18 protein-coding genes and 1 riboswitch are annotated in these 23,863 nt (G+C 73.1%); of the genes, 12 read left to right on the forward strand and 6 right to left on the reverse strand.

Annotation, left to right across the window (positions count from 1 at the left end):
- Positions 1-82 precede the first annotated feature (82 nt).
- The 4 genes from ACIQAK_RS14995 to ACIQAK_RS15010 all read left to right on the forward strand — a co-directional run bounded on the left by ACIQAK_RS14995 (position 83) and on the right by ACIQAK_RS15010 (position 7,281).
- Positions 83-1,732 (forward strand): serine/threonine-protein kinase, encoded by a 1,650-nt coding sequence (locus tag ACIQAK_RS14995; RefSeq protein WP_366390862.1) that lies wholly within the window; start codon positions 83-85, stop codon positions 1,730-1,732.
- Between the two features lie 171 nt (positions 1,733-1,903).
- The gene (locus ACIQAK_RS15000; RefSeq protein ID WP_366390863.1) at positions 1,904-3,520 is read left to right on the forward strand and encodes a succinic semialdehyde dehydrogenase; all 1,617 of its coding nucleotides are present in this window, start codon (positions 1,904-1,906) and stop codon (positions 3,518-3,520) included.
- Positions 3,521-3,586: 66 nt separating this feature from the next.
- Positions 3,587-5,467: a GMC family oxidoreductase gene (locus ACIQAK_RS15005; RefSeq protein WP_366390864.1), complete on the forward strand. Its 1,881-nt coding sequence runs from the start codon at positions 3,587-3,589 to the stop codon at positions 5,465-5,467.
- 116 nt (positions 5,468-5,583) lie between these two features.
- Positions 5,584-7,281, forward strand: coding sequence for a peptidase (locus ACIQAK_RS15010; protein ID WP_366390865.1), 1,698 nt, complete (start codon positions 5,584-5,586; stop codon positions 7,279-7,281).
- Between the two features lie 402 nt (positions 7,282-7,683).
- On the opposite strand, the gene ACIQAK_RS15015 is transcribed toward ACIQAK_RS15010, so the two are convergent.
- A complete protein-coding gene (locus ACIQAK_RS15015; protein WP_366390866.1) occupies positions 7,684-8,001 on the reverse strand; it encodes a chorismate mutase in 318 nt (105 codons plus the stop codon).
- A 321-nt stretch (positions 8,002-8,322) separates the two neighbouring features.
- On the opposite strand from ACIQAK_RS15015, the gene guaA reads away from it, so the two are divergent.
- The 5 genes from guaA (at position 8,323) to ACIQAK_RS15040 (ending at position 13,515) form a co-directional block, all read left to right on the forward strand.
- On the forward strand, positions 8,323-9,909 hold the full coding sequence (gene guaA, locus ACIQAK_RS15020) for a glutamine-hydrolyzing GMP synthase (protein WP_366390867.1): 1,587 nt from the start codon (positions 8,323-8,325) through the stop codon (positions 9,907-9,909).
- A gap of 127 nt (positions 9,910-10,036) precedes the next feature.
- Positions 10,037-10,645: a Uma2 family endonuclease gene (locus ACIQAK_RS15025; protein ID WP_366390868.1), complete on the forward strand. Its 609-nt coding sequence runs from the start codon at positions 10,037-10,039 to the stop codon at positions 10,643-10,645.
- A 137-nt stretch (positions 10,646-10,782) separates the two neighbouring features.
- Complete coding sequence (locus ACIQAK_RS15030) at positions 10,783-11,508, forward strand: class II aldolase/adducin family protein (protein WP_366390928.1); 726 nt, start codon at positions 10,783-10,785, stop codon at positions 11,506-11,508.
- A 113-nt stretch (positions 11,509-11,621) separates the two neighbouring features.
- Positions 11,622-12,890: a hypothetical protein gene (locus tag ACIQAK_RS15035; protein WP_366390869.1), complete on the forward strand. Its 1,269-nt coding sequence runs from the start codon at positions 11,622-11,624 to the stop codon at positions 12,888-12,890.
- A 115-nt stretch (positions 12,891-13,005) separates the two neighbouring features.
- The gene (locus ACIQAK_RS15040; RefSeq protein ID WP_366390870.1) at positions 13,006-13,515 is read left to right on the forward strand and encodes a DoxX family protein; all 510 of its coding nucleotides are present in this window, start codon (positions 13,006-13,008) and stop codon (positions 13,513-13,515) included.
- Here ACIQAK_RS15040 and ACIQAK_RS15045 read toward each other — a convergent pair.
- Positions 13,422-13,685, reverse strand: a complete 264-nt coding sequence (locus ACIQAK_RS15045) for a hypothetical protein (protein ID WP_366390871.1) — start codon at positions 13,683-13,685, stop codon at positions 13,422-13,424. The genes ACIQAK_RS15040 and ACIQAK_RS15045 overlap by 94 nt on opposite strands.
- Positions 13,672-15,021: a PspC domain-containing protein gene (locus tag ACIQAK_RS15050; protein WP_366390872.1), complete on the reverse strand. Its 1,350-nt coding sequence runs from the start codon at positions 15,019-15,021 to the stop codon at positions 13,672-13,674. Before ACIQAK_RS15050 ends, ACIQAK_RS15045 begins: the two co-directional genes overlap by 14 nt.
- A 279-nt stretch (positions 15,022-15,300) precedes the next feature.
- On the opposite strand from ACIQAK_RS15050, the gene ACIQAK_RS15055 reads away from it, so the two are divergent.
- Together ACIQAK_RS15055 and ACIQAK_RS15060 are read left to right on the forward strand one after the other, a co-directional pair.
- Positions 15,301-16,596, forward strand: coding sequence for a PspC domain-containing protein (locus tag ACIQAK_RS15055; RefSeq protein ID WP_366390873.1), 1,296 nt, complete (start codon positions 15,301-15,303; stop codon positions 16,594-16,596).
- Positions 16,593-17,288, forward strand: coding sequence for a response regulator transcription factor (locus tag ACIQAK_RS15060; protein WP_015610817.1), 696 nt, complete (start codon positions 16,593-16,595; stop codon positions 17,286-17,288). Before ACIQAK_RS15055 ends, ACIQAK_RS15060 begins: the two co-directional genes overlap by 4 nt.
- A gap of 91 nt (positions 17,289-17,379) precedes the next feature.
- Here the strand turns inward: ACIQAK_RS15060 and ACIQAK_RS15065 are convergent, their stop codons facing one another.
- From ACIQAK_RS15065 to ACIQAK_RS15075, 3 genes are all read right to left on the reverse strand, one after another.
- Complete coding sequence (locus ACIQAK_RS15065) at positions 17,380-18,141, reverse strand: GNAT family N-acetyltransferase (RefSeq protein WP_366390874.1); 762 nt, start codon at positions 18,139-18,141, stop codon at positions 17,380-17,382.
- 40 nt (positions 18,142-18,181) lie between these two features.
- Complete coding sequence (locus tag ACIQAK_RS15070) at positions 18,182-19,279, reverse strand: C40 family peptidase (protein WP_366390875.1); 1,098 nt, start codon at positions 19,277-19,279, stop codon at positions 18,182-18,184.
- Between the two features lie 297 nt (positions 19,280-19,576).
- On the reverse strand, positions 19,577-20,791 hold the full coding sequence (locus ACIQAK_RS15075; protein WP_366390876.1) for an NlpC/P60 family protein: 1,215 nt from the start codon (positions 20,789-20,791) through the stop codon (positions 19,577-19,579).
- Positions 20,790-20,956, reverse strand: a riboswitch (cyclic di-AMP (ydaO/yuaA leader). (Overlaps the previous gene by 2 nt.)
- A gap of 269 nt (positions 20,957-21,225) precedes the next feature.
- Here ACIQAK_RS15075 and pcrA point away from each other — a divergent pair.
- Entirely contained in the window at positions 21,226-23,664 is a 2,439-nt protein-coding gene (gene pcrA, locus ACIQAK_RS15080) for a DNA helicase PcrA (RefSeq protein ID WP_366390877.1), read from the forward strand.
- Positions 23,665-23,863: the final 199 nt, after the last annotated feature.

Below are 23,863 nucleotides of genomic sequence, written 5' to 3' on the forward strand. Positions count from 1 at the left end.
CGGTCTCGTGGGCGATTCCCGGTTCCGTCCCGCCGTCCCCGCTCCGTAACCTGGCAAGCCGAGGAACGGGGCGGGGACAGACGTGGATCGATCACAGGGCACGGACGCGGGACTGGTGCTGGCGGGGCGTTACCGGCTGGGCGAGGTGCTGGGCCGCGGGGGCATGGGCAAGGTCTGGCGCGCGCACGACGAGGTGCTGCACCGCACGGTCGCCGTCAAGGAGCTGACCGCCGGGCTGTACGTCGCCGAGGCCGACCGGCTCGTCCTGCACGCCCGCACCCAGAAGGAGGCGCGCGCGGCGGCCCGCATCACGCACCCCGGTGTCGTCACCGTCCACGATGTGATCGAGTACGACAAACGCCCCTGGATCGTCATGCAGTACGTCGACGGGCCCTCGCTCGCCGACCAGGCCAGGGAGAGCGGCGACATCGCCCCGCGCGAGGCGGCCCGGATCGGCCTCCACGTCCTGAGCGCGCTGCGCGCCGCCCACGGGGCCGGGGTGCTGCACCGCGACGTCAAGCCCGGCAACGTCCTGCTGGCCCGCGACGGGCAGGTGCTCCTCACGGACTTCGGGATCGCCGCGATCGAAGGCGACTCCACCATCACCCGGACCGGTGAACTGGTCGGCTCGATCGACTACCTGGCGCCCGAACGGGTACGCGGCGGCGACCCCGGGCCCGCCTCCGACCTCTGGTCGCTGGGCGCGACGCTGTACACCGCGGTGGAGGGGCGCTCGCCCTTCCGCCGGACGTCCCCGATATCCACCATGCAGGCCGTCGTCACCGAGGAACCGCCCGCGCCCGTCAACGCCGGTCCCCTCGGCCCCGTCATCACCGCCCTGCTCCGCAAGGACCCGGCCGACCGTCCCATGGCCGCCGAGACCGAGCAGCTGCTGCTGGACGCCATGGAGGGCCGCGAGCCGCGCTCGGCCCAGGCGCACGTACCGACCCAGCGGGTCCCGGCGGAGGCCCGGACCGGGTACGTGGGCGCGGACGGTGCCACGGCTCGGCTCCCCGGTCCGGCCCCCTCCGCGACGACTCCCGCCGCCCCCGCCGCCGGCCCCACCTCCGCCCCCGTCGTCCGGCGCGGCGGCTCCCCGTGGCGCACGGTGCTCGTCGTGGTCGTCGCCGCGGCGGTCCTGGGGGGCGCGGCCGGGCTGGCCGCGATGAAGTACGGGGAGGGCGCCGCGGCCGACGGCCGTACGGCCACCGCCCCCGCCGAGCCCTCCGGCCCGCGGACGACTCCGGCCCCCACCGCGCCCGCGTCCGGGATACCCGACGGCTGGCACCGGGTCGAGGACCCGGCGGGCTTCAGCCTGGTCGTACCGAAGGACTGGAAGCGCGAGGTGCGCAACGGGCAGATCGACTACACCCCGGACGGCGGCGCCCACCGCATCCGCATCAGTGTCGACCCGGACCCGGACTTCGACGAGCCGTATCCGCACATGCGGAACATGGAGGAGCAGCTGGCGGACCGGCTGCCCGGCTACCAGCGGATCAGGCTGGAGAAGAACACCTTCCGCGACCGGCCCGGCTCGCTCTGGGAGTTCACCTGGAACGAGACCAAGGACCACGCCGGCCCCCGCCACGGGATCGACCAGATGTACTACGGCGGTCCCGGCGGCCCGGAGTACGCCCTCTACCTGACGGCCCCGCAGGAGGGCTGGGAGACCAGCCGCGAGCAGTTCGACATCATGCTGCGCAGCTGGCGGGCACCGGGCTCGCAGAACTGACCGGCCGCCGAGTCACGGCCGCCCGGTCTGCCGGATAGCCACTGATCAGCGGTTATGTCGCCAGCGATCACTGGCTCGGTCGCAGCGGTGGTTCCGGACGAGTGGCGGGTCCTGTGAAAAACTGTTACCGACGGGTACCCAAAGTGTTCGGCTGGACATACTCTCGGCCTCATGACGGACTCGCAGGCCCCTGACGCCCCTCTCGGTACGAACCCCGTCGCGGTCGCCCCCGCCGGCGTGCGCACGGCCGCCGACGTGGTCACCCCCGAGGTGATCGCCCAGCTGACCCGCGGCGTCGTCGGATCGGGCTGCACCGCCAACCACTCACCGTTCACCGGGGAGAAGCTGGCCGACCTGCCCGAGTCCACGCCCGAGGACGTCGCCACCGCCTTCGACCGGGCCCGCGCCGCCCAGCCCGCCTGGGCCGCCACTCCCGTACGGCAGCGGGCCGCCGTCCTGCTGCGCTTCCACGACCTCGTCCTCGGCCGCCAGTCCGAGGTGCTCGACCTCATCCAGCTGGAGACCGGCAAGGCCCGCCTGCACGCCCACGAGGAGGTGCAGGCCGTCGCCGTCGCCGCCCGCCACTACGGGCGCAAGGCCGTCGCCTATCTCAAGCCCCGCCGCCACACCGGTGTCGTCCCGACGCTCACCAAGGTCACCGAGCTGCGCCAGCCGCGCGGGGTCATCGGCCAGATCGCGCCCTGGAACTACCCCTTCGAGCTGTCGGTGGGCGACGCGCTGCCCGCCTTCGTCTCCGGCAACGCCGTCGTGATGAAGCCCGACACGGAGACCGCGCTGACCGCGCTGTGGGCCCGTGACCTGCTCATCGAGGCCGGACTGCCCGCCGAGGTCTTCCAGGTCGTGCTGGGCGAGGGGCCCGTCGTCGGCCCCGAGGTCGTCGGCCGCGCCGACTACGTCTCCTTCACCGGCTCCACCCGCACCGGCCGCGAGGTGGCGGTCGGCGCCGCATCCCGCCTGGTCGGGGTCTCCCTGGAGCTGGGCGGCAAGAACGCCATGCTCGTCCTTGAGGACGCCGACGTGGAGAAGGCCGCGCACGGCGCCGTCCGCGCCTGCTTCTCCTCCGCCGGACAGCTCTGCATCTCCATCGAGCGGCTCTACGTCCACGAATCGGTCGCCGACGACTTCGTCGAGCGGTTCGCCACCCGGACGAAGGCCATGCGACTCGGCACCTCCCTCGCGTACGGCGCCGACATGGGCTCCCTCGTCGGGGAGCGCCAGCTGGAGACGGTGAGCCGGCATGTCGCCGAGGCGGTCGAGAAGGGCGCCACGCTCGTCGCGGGCGGGGTCGCCCGCCCCGACATCGGACCGCTCTTCTACGAGCCGACCATCCTCGACGGCGTGGAGGCGCCGATGGCCGTCTGCACCGAGGAGACCTTCGGCCCGGTCGTCTCCATCTACCGCTTCAGCGACGAGGACGAGGTGATCGCGCTGGCCAACGCCACCCCCTACGGCCTCAACTCCAGTGTCTGGACCACCGACTCCAGGCGCGGCCACGAGGTCGCCGCCCGGCTGCGGACCGGCACCGTCAACATCAACGAGGGGTATGCCCCCGCCTACGGCAGCGTCCAGTCCCCGATGGGCGGCATGAAGGACTCCGGCCTCGGCCGGCGGCACGGCTCCGAGGGCATCCTCAAGTACACCGAGGCCCAGACCGTCGCCCAGCAGCGGCTGATCCCGCTGGCCCCGGCCTTCGGCATGGACGACGAGAAGTACGCCGCGTTCATGACCCGCAGCCTCAAGGCGATGAAGGCGTTCCGGCTGCGCTGAGCGCCGGCCACCGACGCCGTAGGAGCACTCCGCCCTTTTCGTCCCGATTCCGTACCGAGGAGCGCCATGTCCCAGGACAGCCCTGCCCAGAATCAGTCCGTGAGCCCGGTTCCGGCCGAGGACGACGCCGCGTACGACTACGACGTCCTGGTCGTCGGCTCGGGCTTCGGGGGCGCGGTGTCCGCCCTGCGGCTGACGGAGAAGGGGTACCGGGTCGGCATCCTGGAGGCGGGCCGCCGCTTCACCCCCGGCACGCTCCCCAAGACCTCCTGGGACCTGAAGAACTACCTCTGGGCCCCGGCGCTGGGCCTCTTCGGCATCCAGCGCGTCCACCTGCTCGGCAATGTCATGGTGCTCGCGGGCGCCGGGGTCGGGGGCGGCTCGCTCAACTACGCCAACACGTTGTACGTGCCGCCGGCCCCGTTCTTCGAGGACCGCCAGTGGGCCTCGATCACCGACTGGCAGGACGAACTGAAGCCGTACTACGACCAGGCCCGCCGGATGCTCGGGGTCCGCCTCAACCCGACCATGACCCCTTCCGACATCCACCTCAAGGCGGCCGCCGAGGCGATGGGCGTCGGGGACTCCTTCCACATGGCCCCGGTCGGCGTCTTCTTCGGCGACGGCAAGGACGCCGACGGCACCGCGAAGGCCAAGCCCGGCGAAACCGTCCCCGACCCGTACTTCGGCGGCGCCGGCCCCGCCCGCCGGGCCTGCGCCGAGTGCGGCGAGTGCATGACGGGGTGCCGCCACGGCGCGAAGAACACCCTCAACGAGAACTACCTCCACCTCGCCGAGCAGGCCGGAGCCGTCATCCACCCGATGACCTCCGTCGTCGCCGTCACCGACGACCCCGACGGCGGCTACCGGGTCCTCACCGTCCCCACCGACCGCCGCCGCAAGGCCAGGCCCACCAGGCTGCGCGCCCGCAAGGTCGTCGTCGCGGCGGGCACGTACGGCACCCAGACCCTGCTGCACACCATGAAGGACCGCGGCCTGCTGCCCCGGCTCTCCGCGAAGCTCGGCGAGCTGACCCGTACCAACTCCGAGGCGCTGGTGGGATCGCAGACCAGCGACCGCCGCTACCGCAAGAAGCACGGCACAGCGAAGGCCGACTTCTCCCAGGGTGTCGCCATCACCTCCTCCATCCACCCGGACGACAACACCCACATCGAGCCCGTCCGGTACGGCAAGGGCTCCAACGCCATGGGCGCGATGTCGATCCTCCAGGTCCCCTACGGCGGCCGCCGGGTGCTCGGCTGGCTCGCCAACATGGCCAAGCACCCCACCCTCGCCGCCCGTTCGCTCTCCAACCGCCGGTGGTCCGAGCGCACGATCATCGGGCTCGTCATGCAGTCGCTGGACAACTCCCTGACGACGTACCGCAAGCCGGGCGGCATCGGGAAGGGCCTGCTCACCGCCCGACAGGGCCACGGCGCGCCGAACCCGACCCAGATCCCGGAGGCGACCCGCGGCGCGACCCTGCTCGCCGAGGAGATCAACGGCTTCGCCGGCTCCAACGTCGGCGAGCTGATGGGCACCCCGCTCACCGCCCACTTCCTCGGCGGCTGCCCGATCGGCGCGAGCGCGCAGGAGGGCGTCATCGACCCGTACCACCGCCTCTACGGCCACCCCGGCATCAGCGTCGTCGACGGCTCGGCGGTCTCCGCCAACCTCGGCGTCAACCCCTCGCTGACGATCACCGCGCAGGCCGAGCGCGCCATGTCGTTGTGGCCCAACAAGGGCGAGGCGGACCCGCGCCCGGAGCAGGGCGCGCCCTACGAACGCCTCACCCCCGTAGAGCCGCTGGCGCCGACCGTGCCGGGGGACGCGTTCGGCGCGCTGAAGCTGCCGTTCCTCGGGATCCCCGTCGTGCCGCCGAAGGGGACCGTGGAGGCCGGAGCGGACGTGGAGGGCGTCGGGAACACCCCCGTACCCAATCCGTGACCGCAGCGCGGGCCGCACATCGGAGAGCTGTGCGTCCGACCCCGTACGCTGCGGGGTCGAACGCCTGATCGCGTCGCCGCAGTCGTCCAGCTCCTGCCGAGTCCCAGAGGTCCGCGATGACACGCTTCTCCCCGCGAACCGCGCCGCTCCGCCGGGCCGGTGGCCTCGCCGCCACCGCCCTGCTGCTCGCCGCCGGTCCGCTCACCGTGGCCGCCGTCGCCGCCGCCGACCCGGCACGGGCCGCCGACCCGGTGTTCGCGCTGGGCGGCCCGGCCGGGACGGCCCTGCACCCGTACGCGGAGGACGGCGGCGAGCCGAAGCGGTCCACGGCCGGGATCGCGGTCACCACCCCGGCCGGCGAGGGCTATGAGGGCGAATTCACCGTCACCTTCGACCTGACCGGCGTCGCGGGCGTCGCCGGCGTCAGCTTCGACGAGCGGCCCGGGGTGGAGTGCGAGACCGCCGGGGCCCGGGCCGCCGTCTGTACGGGCCACGGCCTGCCGGCCGGCCGCGCCACCGTCACCGACCTGCTCATCGGCGCGGCCCAGGGCAGCGAGCAGGGCGACTCCGGCACGATCAGGGTCACCGGCGAGACCGGGGGCGCGGCCTTCGCCCCCTTCACCACCCGGGTCACGGTCGGCGGCCCCGACCTCGTGATGCGGAAGCTCACCTTCGACCACGAACTCACCCCCGGCCGGAAGCAGCAGGCGCCGATCACCTTCACCAACCGGGGCAGCCGCGCGGCCGAGGGCGTCGTCCTCACCCTGCGGCACACCCGCGGCCTGGACATCCCGCAGCGCTACTCCAACTGCGCCTACACCACGGACGAGGCCTGGACCACGGCCCGCTGCTCCGTCGAGGGCGCCTTCGAGGCGGGCGCGACGTACACCCTGGCCGCCCCGCTGACCCTGGAGGCCACGACCCGGGCCTACCGCGACCTCTTCCGGTACGGCATCCACGAGGCCGACGAGGTCCGGCGCGCGAGCGCCGCCCGCCCCGAGCCCGGGGCGGGCGCGGTGCTCAGGGCCCTACCGCTGACGAAGGGCGCGGCCACCCGGGGCGTGGACCTCGAACCGGGCGACAACGAGCAGGAGGCCCACTTCCGTACGGCGAACACGGCCGACTTCACGGCGTACGGGGACGAGGCGTCCGGGCCCGCGGGTGCCACGGTCACGGCGGACCTCGGCTTCCGCAACGCCGGCCCGGCCTGGATCGGCCACCTCCCCTCCGGCGCGAGCGTCGCCGCTGTGGACTTCACCGTCCCGCCGGGCACGACGGTGACCTCCGCGCCGCGGGGGTGCCGGGGGGTGACCGCCGAAGGCGCGTACCGCGAGGAGCGGCAGGCCCCCGCGCCGCGTTACGTCTGCCCGGCCTCGGCGACCGTCCGCGACGGCGGTGGGCTGGACCTCTCCTTCCGGCTGCGCATCGACACGGTGCTGATCGGCGCGGTCGGCGGGGTGACGGTGCGAGGTCCAGCACTCCGGGCGCCTGGGCTGCCGTTCGACCCGAAGCCGGGGAACAACACGGCACGGGTGGTGCTGAACGGGGAGAGCCGCGGCCCGTCGCCCGCTCCTACCACAGGACCCGATGCCGGCCAGGGGGCGACCGGGTCCGCCGCGGCCACTCCCGGGACGGCTGGGGGAGCGGCGGGCACGGGCACGCCCAGGGCCCCGGGGAGCGGTGCCACCGGGAACGGCGGCAGTCTGGCCGCCACCGGATCGTCGACCGTCCTGACCGCCTCGGCCGCGGCGATCACGGCGCTGACGGCGGGCATGGTGCTGTGCGCGCTGGCCGGGCGGCGCCGGCGGGTCTGAGAGCGGGAGCGGAAGGTGAGGGAGGGGGGGAGGGGGAACGGCCTCCGCCCCGGGGTACGTCCCGATGCGACCGACCCGGGCGTCCCCGGGTACGGCCGCACATGGGGTGACCGGGCCGCTGTCCCCTGCGGACCGGTCACTTGCGCCGGGACGTGGTCCCACGACGTACCTGCGGTACGTCACACGTCCCGGCGTAGCCACGCGTGGTTTTCTACCGATGCCGCCCCTGGTTGGCACGGACACCGGGACCAACGAAGGCGCGGTGGTCCCGGTCACGCGCCGTACGGGTGAGACGGGGACCGAACGCGGATACGGTCCCTCCGGCGCCGGACGCGGCTACGGTCCCTCCGGCGCCGGACGCGGCTACGGTCCCGCCGGCGCCGGACGCGGAACCGGCGCGGCTCACACCCGGCCCCGGGAGAGCTCCAGCAGCGTCATCGCCAGCGCGGTGCCCGGCCTGCCCAGCGCGTCCCGGTAACGGCTGAGCACGGCCGTCTCGCGGGAGAGGTTGACCCGGCGGCCACCGGAGGTGATCCGGGCCTCCTGGATGACCGCCGAGACGGCCATCCGTTCCTGGACGAGGCCGATGATGCGGTCGTCGAGCGCGTCGATGCGCTCGCGGGCGTCGCCGATCAGGGTGGCGGCGTCGTCGGTGTGCGCGCCGGTCCGCTCAGCGGGGGTGGCGGTGGGGGTGGTGGTGCTGGTGGTGGTGTTGCTCACGGTGGTGACTCCTGGTGAGGTGACGGCCTCCCGGGGGCGAGCGGGACCCGGACACGCGAGACGCCCCGGGCCTGTCGGCCCGGGGCGCCTGGAACGTTGCTCGTCAGTAGCTCAAGCAGCACGACCATGGCAGCCGGCGGACCGGATGCCATAGGTAAAGACGAAGATCGTGTGCTGACGCATGAGGACAGTATGGCCCCGGCCCGGCGCCGCCACCAAGGCGGCGCCCGGATCGTGAGACGGCGGCCCGGCGGAGGGTTCGCGCACGGCCGGTAGAATTGGTGGGACCGACCCCCTTCACCACCGCCGGAAGGCCGCCCCGTGCCAGCAGCACCCCCCGCCGCCCCCGACGCCACGGCCGACGTGGTCCTCGTCGTCGACTTCGGCGCGCAGTACGCCCAGCTCATCGCCCGCCGTGTCCGTGAGGCCCGGGTCTACAGCGAGATCGTCCCGTCCACCATGCCGGTGGCCGAGATGCTGGCCAGGAACCCCCGCGCGATCATCCTCTCCGGCGGCCCGTCGTCGGTCTACGCGCAGGGCGCCCCCTCCCTGGACCGCTCGCTCTTCGAGGCCGGGGTCCCCGTCTTCGGCATGTGCTACGGCTTCCAGCTGATGGCGACCACCCTCGGCGGCACGGTCGACGACAACGGGGCCCGTGAGTACGGCCGCACCCCGCTGCACGTCACCAAGGCGGGTTCGACGCTCTTCGAGGGCACGCCCACCGAGCAGCCGGTGTGGATGTCGCACGGCGACGCCTGCTCGGCGGCGCCCGAGGGCTTCACCGTGACCGCCTCCACGGACGTGGTCCCGGTCGCCGCCTTCGAGAACGACGAGAAGAAGCTGTACGGGGTGCAGTACCACCCGGAGGTCATGCACTCGACCCACGGCCAGCAGGTCCTGGAGCACTTCCTCTACCGCGGCGCGGGCATCGAGCCGAACTGGACCACCACCAACGTGGTCGAGGAGCAGGTCGCGCTCATCCGCGAGCAGGTCGGCGACAAGCGCGCCATCTGCGGCCTCTCCGGCGGCGTGGACTCCGCGGTCGCCGCGGCACTCGTCCAGAAGGCCATCGGCTCGCAGCTCACCTGCGTCTACGTCGACCACGGTCTGATGCGCAAGGGCGAGACCGAGCAGGTCGAGAAGGACTTCGTCGCCGCGACCGGCGCGAAGCTCAAGGTGGTCGACGCTCAGAAGCGCTTCCTCGACGCCCTGGCCGGAGTCTCCGACCCGGAGCAGAAGCGGAAGATCATCGGCCGCGAGTTCATCCGCGTCTTCGAGCAGGCCCAGCTGGAGATCCTCCAGGAGGACGGCCCCGAGGTCGCCTTCCTGGTCCAGGGCACGCTCTACCCGGACGTCGTCGAGTCCGGCGGCGGCACCGGCACCGCCAACATCAAGTCCCACCACAACGTGGGCGGCCTCCCCGACGACATCGAGTTCCAGCTCGTCGAGCCGCTGCGCCAGCTGTTCAAGGACGAGGTCCGGATGGTCGGCCAGGAGCTCGGCCTCCCCGAGGACATCGTCCAGCGCCAGCCGTTCCCCGGCCCCGGCCTCGGCATCCGCATCGTCGGCGAGGTCACCGAGCACCGCCTGGACCTGCTCCGCGAGGCCGACGCCATCGCCCGCGAGGAGCTGACGGCGGCCGGCCTGGACCGCGACATCTGGCAGTGCCCGGTGGTCCTCCTCGCCGACGTCCGCTCGGTCGGCGTCCAGGGCGACGGCCGTACCTACGGCCACCCGATCGTGCTGCGCCCGGTCTCCTCCGAGGACGCCATGACAGCGGACTGGTCGCGCCTGCCGTACGAGACGCTGGCGAAGATCTCCACCCGCATCACCAACGAGGTCGCCGACGTCAACCGCGTGGTCCTCGACGTGACGAGCAAGCCGCCGGGGACGATCGAGTGGGAGTGACCTCCTGGGTTCGTGTGAACCCCTGGGTCAACGCCGATGCCGTCGCTCATTCGTTTGGGCGGCGGCATTGTCGCATCGGCTGGGTACGCTGAGTGAAGAGACGAGACTTCGGCGTATGGGAGCAATCATGAGCGCCGCACCCGAGCCCAGGCTCGAACAGCAGCCGTACCGGTGGCCCGTCCCGCCGGAGGGCGGCTGGACGTCGGACGACCTCGACCGGATTCCGGGCCTCCCGCCCCACACCGAGCTGATCGACGGGAGTCTCGTCTTCATGAGTCCGCAGCGGAAGTTCCACACGCGCGCGATGTGGTTGCTGGAGAGCGGATTGCTGGCTCATCTGCCGGCAGACCTGGATGTGGACCGGGAGATGACGGTCAAGCTGGACCGCATCAACCGCCCGGAACCCGACATGCTCGTGTACCGGGCGGAAGCCGACACCGGCGCGGACCAGACCTGGTACGCGCCTAAGGACGTCGTCCTGGCCGTAGAAGTCGTCTCCCCGGACTCCGAGGCCCGTGACCGCGAGACCAAGCCCAAGAAGTACGCCGCCGCCGGCATCGTGCACTTCTGGCGCGTCGAGCAGGGCCCCGACGGCCTCCCCGTCGTGTACGTCTACGAACTGGACCCCGCACTGAAGGCGTACACGCCCACGGGCATCCACCACAACGCTCTGAAGCTCGACGTCCCGTTCCCGCTCTCCATCGACCTCACCGCGATCAACCAGCGCCGCCCGTAATCGCATCCCTTCCCCTCGCCCCCACCCGCCGGTAACTTCCGATCCCGTACGCCCCCGGGAAAGTGAGGAGCCGCCATGTCCGAGCCGCCCGCCGTGCCCGCCCCCGCGCCGATCCCGTCGAGCAGCTGCACTTCGCGATGCCGCCCGTGCACGCCTCGCCGGACGAGGAGCGGACGTACCGCAGACAGCGGCTCGCCGGGGCGTTGCGGCTGTTCGGGCAGTACGGGTACGAGGACGGGGTCTCCGGGCACATCACCGTGCGCGACCCCGAGCTGGCCGACTGCTACTGGGTCAACCCCTTCGGGGCGCCCTTCGCCGACATCGCCCCGCAGGATCTGATCCTCGTCAACGGCGACGGGCAGGTGGTCCAGGGGCGCTTCCACGTCAACCAGGCCGCGTTCGCCGTGCACGCGGCCGTGCACCGGGCCCGGCCGGGTGCCGTCGCCGTCGCGCACACCCACTCCGTGCACGGGCGCGCGCTGGCCGCGCTGGGGGAGCTCATCGAGCCGATCACCCAGGAGGCCTGCGCGTTCTACGAAGACCATGCGCTCTATGACGCGTACACCGGTGTCGTCGTGGACGAGGAGGAGGGGCGCCGGATCGCCACCGTACTCGGGCCGCGCAAGGCCGTCATCCTGCGCAACCACGGACTCCTGACCGTGGGGGACTCGGTGGACGCGGCGGCCTGGTGGTTCCTCACGATGGAACGCGCCTGCCAGGTGCAGCTGCTGGCGCGGGGAGCCGGGAAGCCCGTGCTGATCGACCACCGGGACGCCGTCACCACCCGGGAGCAGCTGGGCAGCGACCTGGTGGCGTGGATCAACTACCAGCCCCTGTGGCAGCGGATCAGTCGAACGTTCTGACGACCTCGGCCCCCGGTCCGCCCCGATGCGGGGGATGGCCGCCCCGTACGGCACAATTCGCTGGTATCACAGGTGAGTTGGCTGTACCGGGGCGGGAAAGGGCGTACATCTCCGTGGCGTTGGAAGAGGCAAGGGCGAGCGGCACGCACGGCGGGCGCTGTACGTGCGGCGACTGCCCGCACGGAGCACGCGAGGGGCACCGGCGCGCGGTCGCCGCCTTCCTGGCCAAGCGGGACGAGCTGGCGGCGGGCAACGGCCTGCCCGCCGGGGTCGCCCAGTCCGCCTCCGCGTCCCGGCAGTGGGTCTCCGACGAGCTGACCGAGTCCGCCCGCACCGTCGCCGAACGGGGCCGGGCGGCCGGTGACGTCTGGCTCCACCATGTGTGGCGGGGCACCCTGTTCGCCGTCTGGGGCGCGGTGCTCGCCCTGCTCGTCGGCGCGAGCCTCACCGCGATCGGGCCCGGCTGGACCACCGCCCGCACCGCCGGTCTCCTCGCCGCGCTCGTGACCGCCGCCCTGCTGACCGTCGCCGCCCGCTTCCACCGCGCCCGCGGCGGCCTCCTCGCCCCGCTGATCGGCGAGGACAACCGGCTCTCCACCTCCAGGACCGTCGCCGCCGCCTGGGTGCTGCTCGCCGTCTTCGCCGTCCTGGTCCTCGCCCTCCAGCTGGCGGGCGCGTCCGATCAGCGGAAGCGGGACGCGCTGATCGAGGGGCTCGACCTGGTGCGCTCCGCCGGGGTGCTGACCGTGCTGGCGCTGGTGTGCGCGGTCGCCGTCGTCGTACGCCGCGTGGTGACCGTACGGGTGCTGGGCCGGCGGCTCCAGAAGCTGCGCGCGGACCGGCCGCGCGCCGCCGATCTGCTCACCGACGACTCGGGGCGCGGCTCGTTCACCGATGTGCAGTACGTGCTGGTCAGCGGGGTCGCCGTGCTGTTCGCCGTCGTCCGCCTGGCCCGCCGTCCCGAGCAGCTGCCGGATCTGCCGTGGGGCCTCGCCCTGCTGGTGGCGGTCTCGGCGGCCACCTACTTCGCGGGGAAGTACGCGGAGGGCGGTCGTCCCGTCGTGCTGTCCGTGGTGCGGGCCCGGGAGGCCGGGGACCTGGACGCCCCGATCCGGACCGGCGACGACATCGAGATCCGGGGCGCGGGCTTCGTACCGCCCGGCGCGGGCAGCCCCGACCGGCTGGCCCGGCTCGTCGTACGGATCGGCACGGTCCACGTCCACGTACCGCTGATCCCGGTCGCCGGCGGCTTCGCCAACCCGACCGACACCGTGCTCACCGTCCCGGTCCCGGTCGAGGTCGAGCCGGGCACGGTGGACGTCCAGGTCGTCACGGCCGCCGGGGTGGAGACCGACCGCTGCCCGATCGACGTCACGGACTGACGGCTGTCCTGGTCCTCCGGTCGCCCGCCCCGATTGCTTCGCAGCCCTGGTGAGCGGCGCCGTACAGGCGTACGTATGGTCAGGTGACGGGACTTCGGGAAGCGGGGCAGCGGTGATGAACGGTTACGGCGGCGGTTCGTACGGTCCGGGCGAGCCGAAAGGGCTGCGCGAGCGGGCGCGCGAGTACGCCCTGCTGCCGCTGCGGATCTTCCTCGGCGTCACCTTCGTCTACGCGGGGCTCGACAAGCTGACGGACAGCGGATTCCTCTCCGCGACCGGCCCCGGCTCCATCGGCGAGATGATGCGCGGGGTCCGCGACTCCTCCGCGGTCCCCGCCCTCGTCGACCTGGCGCTCAAGAGCCCCGAAGGGTTCGGTCACGCCATCGCGGTCGGCGAACTCCTCGTCGGCCTCGGCACCCTCGTCGGCCTCTGGGCCCGGCTCGCCGCGCTCGGCGGCGCGCTGATCTCCCTGAGCCTGTGGCTGACGGTGAGCTGGCAGGCGACCCCGTACTACTACGGCAACGACCTGCCCTACTTGATGGCGTGGCTGCCCCTGGTGCTCGCGGGCGCCCCGATGCTCTCCGCCGACGCCTTCCTCACGTCACGGCGGCGCCGGAGCAGGTAGGCGGCCCAGGTCGCCGTGGCGGCCAGCCACAGGCCGCCGAGGAGGACCAGGAGGAAGAAGGTCCACGGGACCTCCCACGCCCCGGCCGCGTCGGCCGCGTACCCCCCGGCCAGGGCCAGCATCGCCAGGCCCGCCACCGCCCGCCCGGGCCGGAACTCATGACGCAGCACGGCTGACCTCCACCTCTCCGACGCCGACTTCCACTTCCAGCTCGATCGTCCCGGCCGGCTTGCTGCCCTTGGGCGGCGGCAGCGTACGTTGCGAGGTCCGGTCGCTGTTGACGCGGACCTGGACCCGCTGCCCCTCCTCCAGCCGGATCTCCCCGAGACCGGCTTCGGCCCGCACCTTCACGGTCACGTCCCTCGGGACGACGACGGCCGCCCGCCCGGCCCCGACCTCCAGCCGGGTGCGCACGGTCCCGCCCCGGGGGACCACCACCCCGGACAGGTCCAGCCGGGCGTCGCCGCTGCCCAGCTCGTACCGCTGCTGGACGGCGGAGACCTGGGCCGGGCGCCACTCCTGACGGCCCCAGTCGGTGCTGATCTCCTTCGGCAGCATGGTCGCGCCCGCCAGCAGCACCGCCGTGATCACCGCCATCGTCACCGTGCCCACACCGGTCCGTCCCAGTACCGAGGAGACCAGCAGGCCGAGCCCGAACACCACGAGGGCGGCGACCAGCCCGATCTGCAGCGCCGTCCCCAGCGGCTGCTGCTCCCAGCTCAGCCCGGTGCCCAGACCGCCCGCCACCAGCGCGGCCAGGAAGACGAGACCGCCGAGCGAGCGCGGCCCCGGCGCGGCGGGCGCCGGAGCCGGCGGCCGGAACGGGGCGTCCGCGCTGGGGCGCCCGGCCCGCACCTCGGCCTGCGCCGACCCCACGTCGGTGTCCGGGGGACCCCACAGATAGCCCGAGCTGACCGGCCCCGTCGTGCCGTCCTTGATGATCGGGTCCCGCCACCACGACGGGCCGCCCGGCGTCGGCGGCGCCTTCACCTCCGGCGGGGGCGTACCGAGGCCGCCGGAGTGCGGGTGGACGGGGGCGGCCACGGGGGCGCCGCGCGGCGCCCCCGCATCCTCCGGCGCCGAAGTCCTACGGGACTGCGTCCACACCGAGCAGCCGACGACGGCCAGCGACAGCAGCGCGGCGAACGCCAGCATGCCCCGGTTGCCCAGCATCGACAGGAAGAGCCCGCAGCCGATCAGTGCCAGCAGCAGCGCCACCAGCGACGCCCCGTCGACCCGGCCCGACAGCAGCCGGCGCGCCTCGTTCTCCTCCTCGCCCTCCCAGGGCAGCAGGAGCCAGGCGAAGCCGTAGAAGATCAGGCCGATGCCGCCGGTCACGGAGAGGACGCCGAGCACGATCCGGAAGATCACCGGGTCCACGTCGCAGTACCGGCCCAGTCCGCCGCAGACCCCGGCCACCACCTTCTGCCGCGGGCTGCGCCGCAGCTGCGGTCCGGGTGCGTCGGGGGGCGCGACGCCGGGAGCGGCGTCCGAGGGAGCGGTCATACCTCCATGGTGACGGCCCGCACCGCCCGGCGGGACCCGCGCCTACCCTGGCCGGTCCCTGATTTTGCGCCGGGCTTCCCGCAAGGGGGCGCGGGGACCCGCCGGCCCCTGGGGTGCGGGTGGCGGGCGCGGGTGGGGGCAGTACCGGGGCCGGTCGGCGGGGAGGGGGGGGTGGGCGCGGGTGGGGGCAGCACCAGGGCAGGTCGGCGGGGATCCTCAGGGTCGATCAGGGGGACTACCCTGATGCCTCCCGCCCCCGCCGCGTGTGACGATCGGGGCATGCCAGCCGCCACCGCCCGAGCCGCCAGCTCTCTCACCTCCGACCCGGAGGAGCCGCCGCTGCGCAAGCTGTACCGCAGCGCCGACGGGCGGATGCTGGGCGGCGTCGCGCGCGGGCTCGCCGGACACCTCGGACTGCCGGTCGCCTGGGTCCGGTTCGTCTTCCTCGGGCTCTTCCTCAGCGACGGCCTGGGCGCCCTGCTGTACGCGGTGTTCTGGATCGTCGTCCCCCTCGGGGTGGGCGGCGTCGGCGGCGTCCACGCCCCGCGCTCGGTGTTCGAGACCGCCGCCGACGGGCGGCGCAGACTCCGCAAGCCGGACCCGGGCCAGGTCTTCGCGCTCGTCGCCCTGCTCGTCGGGGCCGTGGTCTTCGTCGTCAACGTCGACATGGGCAGCGAGGCCGACCGCTACATCTGGCCGACGCTTCTCATAGGCGCGGGCTCCGTCCTGGTCTGGCGCCAGGCGGACAACGCGCGACGGGCCCGCTGGATGGAGGTCGGCCGCCGCCGCCGGCTGCTGCACCTGGCCCGGGCGCTGACCGGGGTCGCCCTCGTCGGCCTCGGCCTCGCCGTCTTCATGGTGGTGCGCGGCTCGGCCGCCCAGCTGGGCAACGTCCTGACCGCCGCCATCGCCGTCCTCACCGGCATCGCCCTGCTCGCCGGCCCCTACCTGGTCCGGATGACCCAGGACCTCTCCGAGGAGCGCCTGATGCGCATCCGCGCCCAGGAGCGGGCCGAGGTCGCCGCCCACGTCCACGACTCCGTCCTGCACACCCTCACCCTGATCCAGCGGAACGCGGAGAACGGCGGCGAGGTCAGACGCCTGGCCCGCGCCCAGGAGCGCGAGCTGCGGAACTGGCTGTACAACCCCGAGGGCACCGGCAAGGACGAGGGCGACGAATCGGAGACCCTCGCCGAGGCCGTGAAGCGGGCCGCCGCCGAGGTCGAGGACAAGCACGGCGTCCCCCTGGAGGTCGTGGTCGTCGGCGACTGCCCCCTGGACGACAAGCTGGGCGCACAGATGCAGGCCGCGCGCGAGGCGATGGTCAACGCCGCCAAGTACGGTGGCGAGGGCGGTGCCGTGCAGGTCTTCGCGGAGGTGGAGGGGAGGACGGTCTTCGTCTCCGTGCGGGACCGGGGTCCGGGGTTCGACCTGGACGAGGTTCCCGCCGACCGGATGGGCGTACGAGAATCAATCATCGGCCGGATGCAGCGCAACGGCGGCAGCGCCCGGCTGCGTTCGGTGCCCGGCGGGGGCACCGAGGTCGAGCTGGAGATGGAAAGGGCGAGCGAATGACCGAGAACACCGAAGCCACCGGGGGCCCGGAGCGACGGGTACGGGTCGTGCTCGTCGACGACCACCGGATGTTCCGCACCGGGGTGCAGGCCGAGATCGGCCGCACCGAGGAGACCGGCGTCGAAGTGGTCGGCGAAGCCGCCGACGTCGACCAGGCGGTCACCGTCATCACCGCGACCCGCCCCGAGGTCGTCCTCCTCGACGTCCACCTCCCCGGTGGTGGCGGCGTCGAGGTGCTGCGCCGGTGCGCCCCGCTGATGGGTGCGGCCGACAACCCGGTCCGCTTCCTCGCCCTCTCCGTCTCGGACGCCGCCGAGGACGTCATCGGGGTGATCCGGGGTGGCGCCCGGGGCTACGTCACCAAGACCATCACCGGCACCGACCTGGTCGACTCGGTCTTCCGGGTCCAGGAGGGCGACGCCGTCTTCTCCCCGCGCCTGGCCGGCTTCGTCCTGGACGCCTTCGCCTCCACGGACGCCCCGCCGGTCGACGAGGACATGGACCGCCTCACCCAGCGCGAGCGCGAGGTGCTGCGGCTGATCGCGCGTGGATACGCGTACAAGGAGATCGCCAAGCAGCTGTTCATCTCGGTGAAGACCGTGGAGTCGCACGTCTCGGCGGTGCTCAGGAAGCTCCAGCTCTCCAACCGGCACGAGCTGACGCGATGGGCGACGGCGCGGCGGCTGGTCTGAGCGGGAAGAGCGGGAAGGGCCGGAAGAGCGGAAAGGGCCGGAAGAGCGGGAAGGGCCGGAAGAGCGGGAAGGGCCGGAAGGGCCCGAGGGGCTAGGCGGCTTCCCGCGAGATGTTGACCTTCTCGCCGATCCTGCGGTAACCGACGCCCGCGTAGATCCGCTCCGCGTCGGCGTCGCCCGGTTCCAGCCAGACCGTCCGGCAGCCCAGGTCGAGGGCCCGTTCCGTCAGCCAGGCGGTGAGCGCGGCGCCGATGCCCCGGCGGCGGAAGGGGGCGGCTACGGCGAGGCCGGCCAGTTCGCTGAGGCCGTCGACCGCGACCGTGCAGCCGCCCGCCCCGGCCGGCGCGCCGCCGAGGACGGCCAGGGCGGCGACCCCGTCACCGGTGGCGGCCGCGCGGAACCAGTCGGTCGTTCCCGGCTCGGGTTCGCCCTCGCCGCCGAAGCCCTGGTGCTGGACGCGGGCGGCGTCGGTGAATTCCGCTTCGGTGCCGGGCACGGTGATGCGGAGGCCGTGGACCGGCTTCGGCCCACGGAGGTCCTCGCGGCCGCAGGCGAGCAGCGGAGCCCGGTTCTCCACGGCGAAACCGGCTGCCAGGAGGGCCGGTTCGACGGCCGGGGCCCAGGTGGGCAGGAACTCAAGGCGCGGCAGCCGCCTCCGCTCCCGGAACGCCTCGATCAGGGCTGCCACGTCGTCCGCCGTGGGTTCCGCTTCCCGGTCGGGGATGGCGTAGTTGGCGTACTTCAGTTCCCAGCCCGGGTCGTGCCGGACGGTGAACGGGCCCACCCGGTAGTGGGTGGGCGAGCGCAGCGTGAGCGTGCGGGCGTAGCCCTGGACGGCGTTCGCCATCGTCATGCGACAGTTCCTTCGGCGGGAGGGAGTCCGGCGCCGGGGACTATGCCACCCGGGTCGCTCCGGCGAAAGGCATGTGATCGACGGGTGCGATGCGGACCGGGGCGCCGGGGCGCGGGGCGTGGATCATCTGGCCGCCGCCGATGTAGAGGCCGACATGGCTGATCCCGGAGTAGAAGAACACCAGGTCGCCAGGGGCCAGTTCGGAGCGGGAGACCCGCTGTCCGGCGTTGATCTGGGTGTAGGTGGTGCGGGGCAGGCTGACGCCCGCCGCCCGCCAGGCCGCCTGGGTCAGGCCCGAGCAGTCGAAGGCGTTCGGACCGGTCGCGCCCCAGACGTACGGCTTGCCGATCGCCCCGTGCGCGAAGGCGACGGCCCGGGCCGCGCGGGAGTTGGGGGCGGCGACCGGGGAGCGGGGGGCCGAACGGTCGGCGTGGGCGGTCGCGCGGTCGGCCTGAGCCGGGCCGCCGCCGTGGCCGGCGTCGGCCGAGCGTTCGTACGCGGCGCGCTCGCCGGCGGTGAGGGTGGCCAGGAGCCTGCGGGCGTCGGCGAGCTTGGTGCGGATCGCGGTGCGGTGTTCGCGCAGCTCGGCCTGGCGGGCGGCGAGCGCCTCGGTCTCCCGGTCGGCGCGCGCCTTGACCCGGGCGAGGCCGGAGAGCTGGCGCCGGATACCGCTGAGCAGGCCTGCCTGCCGGTCGCCCGCCCGGTCCAGGTGGGCGGCGCGCTCCAGGTAGGTGTCGGGATCCGAGGAGAGCGCCAGCTGTACGGCGGGGTCGAGGGCGCCGGTGCGGTACTGGGCGGTGGCCAGGGACCCGAGCGCGTGGCGGGCGGTGTTGAGGCGGTCGGTGCGGCGGGCGGCCTCGTCGGCCAGGGCGTCGACGGCGCTGGTGGCGGCGGACGCCCTCTCCTTCGCCCCGTTGTACTTCTCGGTGGCGACCTCGGCGTCGTGGTAGAGCCGGTCGATCTTCGCCCGGACCTGGGCGGCGGTGGGAGCGGGCTCGGCGGGTGCGGCGCCGGCGCCGGCGGCCGAGGTGGCGGTGGCGGCCCCGGCGAGCGCCAGGGTGGCGGCGGTGCGGGCAGCAGGGCCGGTGAACGGGCGCTGCTTGGGTTTCCGGTGAGCGGATTTCCGGTGCGCGGCCACGGGGGCGGCATCCTTCCTGTCGGCTGCCCGCCGGGGGATACCGACGGGTCCGCCAGGGACGCTAATCCGGGCGCACGGAAAAGGTTCGCCATGACAACTATTGCCCGGATGTGACGTCCGGGCGCCGCCGGATGACCGGAGATGCGAGGCCGGAACTGATCATTCCGGCAGGTTCGGGCGGACGACGCCCAGTTCCGGCGAACGCCCCGGCGAAGGCTTGCCCCACTGCCTGGCGATCCTCCGGCCATGGCTGGGCTCCGGGGCGGCCGCCCTGAGGCGACCACCCCGCGCCCGGCACTACGCCGGGCGCACGCTGCCGTAGACCGGCATGGAGTAGATCGACTCCTCGCGGACGTTCGCCCCCGGCTTCGGGGCGTGGATCATCATCCCGTCGCCCTTGTAGATGCCGACGTGGCTGATGTCGTCGTAGAAGAAGACCAGGTCACCGGGGCGCAGGTCGGCGGTGGCGACCCGGGTGCCGAATTTCACCTGGTCCCAGGTGGTCCGGGGCAGTGTCACGCCCGCCTCCCGCCACGCCGCCTGCGTCAGCCCCGAGCAGTCGTACGAGGACGGGCCCGAGGCCCCCCACACGTACGGCTTCCCGATCTGGGCGCGGGCGAAGGCCAGCACCTTCTCGGCCTTGGCGGCGTAGCCGCTGCCCGCCCCGGTCCCGGTACCCGTACCCGTACCGGAGCCCGGGCTCGTCCCCGTACCGCTGCCGGAGCCGGAGCCGTTGTCCCCGCCGGACTCCTTCGCGGCCTCCTCGCGCGCCTTCTTCTCGGCCTTCTCCCGCTCCTTGGCCTCGGCGGCCTGGCGGCGGGCCAGCCGCTCCGCCTTCTCCTTGGCCTCGGCCTCCTTCTTGCGCTCCAGCTCCGCCAGCCGCGCCTTCTCCTCGGCGGTCAGCTTCGACAGCAGGGACCGGGCCTCGGTCAGCTTGGTCTGCACGTTCCGCTTGCCGGTGCGGAGCGCGGTCTGGGTCTCGGTGAGCGTCTCCAGGCTCTTCACGGCCTCCGCGCGCTTCCTCGACACCGCGGCCTGCTGCGTACGGAAGTCGTCGACGGCCTTCTGCTGCCGTTCGGTCGCCCGGCTCATCAGCTGGTTCTGGTCGAAGTAGGACTGCGGGTCGTCCGCCAGGAAGAAGGTCGCGGTGGGTGCGATGCCACCGGTGCGGTACTGCGCGGCCGCGTAGGCCCCCAGCTCCCTGCGCGCCTCGTTGATCCTCTCGGTCCGCTTCGCCACGTCGGAGAGCAGCGTGTCGACCTTGGTGCGCTGGGCCGTGGAGGCGGCCTTGGCGCGGTTGTACTGCTGGGTCGCGCTGCCCGCCTGCCGGTAGAGCTCGTCGACCTTCTTCCGGACGTCCTCGATGGCCGGTTTCGGCTCGGCGGGGGCCGCCGTCGCGCTCTGCGTGGAGAGAAGCGTCACGGAGGCCAGCGCGGCCGTCGTGAACCCGACGGCGGGGGTGGTGGTGCGCACCTTCGCGCGCGGCTTGCGATGCGATGCCAAGACCGGCATCTCCTTCCGTGGACCGCCTACCGGGTTAGCTGTCGGGTTCGGACGGAACGGAAGGCTGTCCTACGGTCCGGATGCGAGGGTACGGACCGATTCACCCCGGTTCTGCGTGTGGGTCCCCGGTTCCGAACTGCTGGGAGGGCAGCGCGGATTCGGCAGAGGTGACCGTGAGACGCGGTTCGTCTCTGGGAGGTACGGATCACCTGACCGAGCACGCTAGCCAACCCGTGGCACCGCTGGGAAGGAGGTGGAGCGATATGCCCGATACATTTTCGTGACCTTTCCGGGTCCGCGGTCCCGCACCCCCTCCGACCGGGCACTCCTTCACGGAACGTGGACGTCCGCTCTCCTTGCGTGCGGGTGGCGCGCTGGTGCCGGTGGCCGCTTCCCGGCTTCGACGGAAGGTTGTCGGTGCGGCCCTCTAGACTCGGATGGCGATGAGCAGCCTCTTTGACGACAACTTCCTGACCGGCCTCCAGTCCGCGGAGGACGGCCCGCCGCCGCCCCCCGAGGACCACGCACCCGAAGCGGTGCCGGAGGGACTCTTCGAGGGCGTCTTCGACGCGCCCCCGCCGCCCCGGGACGGGTACTACCGGGACGGCCACCCGCGCCCGGTCATCGACGCCGCGGCGCTGCTCGATGGGCTGAACACCGAGCAGCGCGCCGCCGTCGTGCACGCCGGGTCCCCGCTGCTCATCGTCGCCGGGGCCGGCTCCGGCAAGACCCGGGTGCTGACCCACCGCATCGCGCACCTGCTGGCCGAGCGCGGGACGCACCCGGGGCAGATCCTGGCGATCACCTTCACCAACAAGGCCGCGGGCGAGATGAAGGAGCGCGTCGAGCAGCTGGTGGGCCCGCGCGCCAACGCCATGTGGGTCATGACCTTCCACAGCGCGTGCGTCCGCATCCTGCGCCGCGAGTCGAAGAAGCTCGGCTTCACCTCGTCGTTCTCGATCTACGACGCCGCCGACTCCAAGCGCCTGATGGCCCTGGTCTGCCGCGATCTCGACCTGGACCCCAAGCGCTACCCGCCGAAGTCCTTCACCGCCAAGGTCTCCAACCTCAAGAACGAGCTCATCGACGAGGAGACCTTCGCCGGACAGGCGGCCGATGGTTTCGAGAAGACCCTGGCCCAGGCGTACGCGCTCTACCAGGCCCGCCTGCGCGAGGCCAACGCGCTGGACTTCGACGACATCATCATGACGACGGTCCACCTCCTCCAGGCCTTCCCGGACGTCGCCGAGCACTACCGGCGCCGCTTCCGCCACGTCCTGGTCGACGAGTACCAGGACACCAACCACGCCCAGTACACGCTGGTACGCGAGCTGGTCGGCCCGGCCGGGGAGGCCGACGCCCCCGCCGAGCTGTGCGTGGTGGGCGACGCGGACCAGTCGATCTACGCCTTCCGGGGCGCGACCATCCGCAACATCCTCCAGTTCGAGGAGGACTACCCGAGCGCGACGACGATCCTGCTGGAGCAGAACTACCGCTCCACGCAGACGATCCTCTCCGCCGCCAACGCGGTCATCGAGCGCAACGAGAGCCGCCGCCCCAAGAACCTGTGGACCAACGCCGGCAGTGGCGCCCGCATCACCGGTTACGTCGCCGACACCGAGCACGACGAGGCGCAGTTCGTCGCCGAGGAGATCGACCGGCTGACGGACAAGGGCGACGCCAAGGCGGGCGATGTCGCCGTCTTCTACCGCACGAACGCCCAGTCCCGTGTCTTCGAGGAGATCTTCATCCGCGTCGGCCTGCCGTACAAGGTCGTCGGCGGCGTGCGCTTCTACGAGCGCAAGGAGGTCCGGGACGTCCTGGCCTACCTCCGTGTCCTCGCCAACCCCGAGGACACCGTCCCGCTGCGCCGCATCCTCAACGTGCCCAAGCGCGGCATCGGCGACCGCGCCGAAGCCATGATCGACGCCCTGTCGATGCGCGAGAAGATCTCCTTCCCGCAGGCGCTGCGCCGCGTCGACGAGGCGTACGGCATGGCGGCCCGCTCGTCCAACGCCGTCAAGCGCTTCAACACGCTGATGGAGGAGCTGCGCACCGTCGTCGAGTCCGGCGCCGGACCCGCCGTCGTGCTCGAAGCCGTCCTGGAGCGCACGGGCTATCTCGCCGAGCTCCAGGCCTCCACCGACCCGCAGGACGAGACCCGCGTCGAGAACCTCCAGGAACTGGCCGCCGTCGCCCTGGAGTTCGAGCAGGAGCGCGCCGAGACGGAGGGCGCCGGCACCCTCGCGGAGTTCCTGGAGAGGGTCGCGCTGGTCGCCGACTCCGACCAGATCCCCGACGAGGACGAGGACGGCTCCGGCGTCATCACGCTGATGACCCTGCACACCGCCAAGGGCCTGGAGTTCCCGGTCGTCTTCCTCACCGGCCTGGAGGACGGCGTCTTCCCGCACATGCGGGCCCTCGGCCAGACCAAGGAGCTGGAGGAGGAGCGCCGCCTGGCGTACGTGGGCATCACCCGCGCCCGTGAGCGGCTCTACCTGACCCGGGCCGCGATGCGCAGCGCCTGGGGCCAGCCCTCGTACAACCCGCCCTCGCGGTTCCTGGAGGAGATCCCGGACCAGCACCTGGAGTGGAAGCGCAAGGGCCCGATGGCCGCCCCGGCCGGACCCACCTCGGGCATCACGTCCTCGCTCTCCTCCTCGCGCGCCCGCTCCGGCCCCTCGGGCTTCGCCACCCGGCGCTCCACGGAGAAGCCCACGGTCACGCTGGTGGTCGGGGACCGGGTCACGCACGACCAGTTCGGGCTCGGCACGGTGACGGCCGTGGAGGGGATCGGCGACCAGGCCAAGGCGACGGTGGACTTCGGCGACGAGCGCCCCAAGAAGCTGCTCCTGCGGTACGCGCCGGTCGAGAAGCTGTAGGGCGGGCACGGGAAGGCCGGCGGAGCAGCTGTAGGACGGGCACGAGAAGGCCGGCGGAGCAGCTGTCGGGCGGGCACGAGAAGGGGGGGTGGGGGGGGGTGGGGCGGCCCCCCCCCCCACGGCGGGGCCCCGCCCCCCCCCGCGGCGGGGGGGGGGGGGGCCCCCCCCCGCACGGGCGGGGGGCGCCCCGGGGGCCCCC

This window comes from Streptomyces sp. NPDC088706, from assembly GCF_044752765.1.
Taxonomy (GTDB): Bacteria; Actinomycetota; Actinomycetes; order Streptomycetales; family Streptomycetaceae; genus Streptomyces.

Coding starts and splice junctions, on each gene's coding strand:
- ACIQAK_RS15000 (WP_366390863.1), top strand. CDS start 1,904: ATGACGGACTCGCAGGCCCCTGACGCCCCTCTCGGTACGAACCCCGTC.
- ACIQAK_RS15005 (WP_366390864.1), top strand. CDS start 3,587: ATGTCCCAGGACAGCCCTGCCCAGAATCAGTCCGTGAGCCCGGTTCCG.
- ACIQAK_RS15010 (WP_366390865.1), top strand. CDS start 5,584: ATGACACGCTTCTCCCCGCGAACCGCGCCGCTCCGCCGGGCCGGTGGC.
- ACIQAK_RS15025 (WP_366390868.1), top strand. CDS start 10,037: ATGAGCGCCGCACCCGAGCCCAGGCTCGAACAGCAGCCGTACCGGTGG.
- ACIQAK_RS15030 (WP_366390928.1), top strand. CDS start 10,783: ATGCCGCCCGTGCACGCCTCGCCGGACGAGGAGCGGACGTACCGCAGA.
- ACIQAK_RS15040 (WP_366390870.1), top strand. CDS start 13,006: ATGAACGGTTACGGCGGCGGTTCGTACGGTCCGGGCGAGCCGAAAGGG.
- ACIQAK_RS15050 (WP_366390872.1), bottom strand. CDS start 15,021: ATGACCGCTCCCTCGGACGCCGCTCCCGGCGTCGCGCCCCCCGACGCA.
- ACIQAK_RS15055 (WP_366390873.1), top strand. CDS start 15,301: ATGCCAGCCGCCACCGCCCGAGCCGCCAGCTCTCTCACCTCCGACCCG.
- ACIQAK_RS15060 (WP_015610817.1), top strand. CDS start 16,593: ATGACCGAGAACACCGAAGCCACCGGGGGCCCGGAGCGACGGGTACGG.
- ACIQAK_RS15065 (WP_366390874.1), bottom strand. CDS start 18,141: ATGACGATGGCGAACGCCGTCCAGGGCTACGCCCGCACGCTCACGCTG.
- ACIQAK_RS15075 (WP_366390876.1), bottom strand. CDS start 20,791: ATGCCGGTCTTGGCATCGCATCGCAAGCCGCGCGCGAAGGTGCGCACC.
- pcrA (WP_366390877.1), top strand. CDS start 21,226: ATGAGCAGCCTCTTTGACGACAACTTCCTGACCGGCCTCCAGTCCGCG.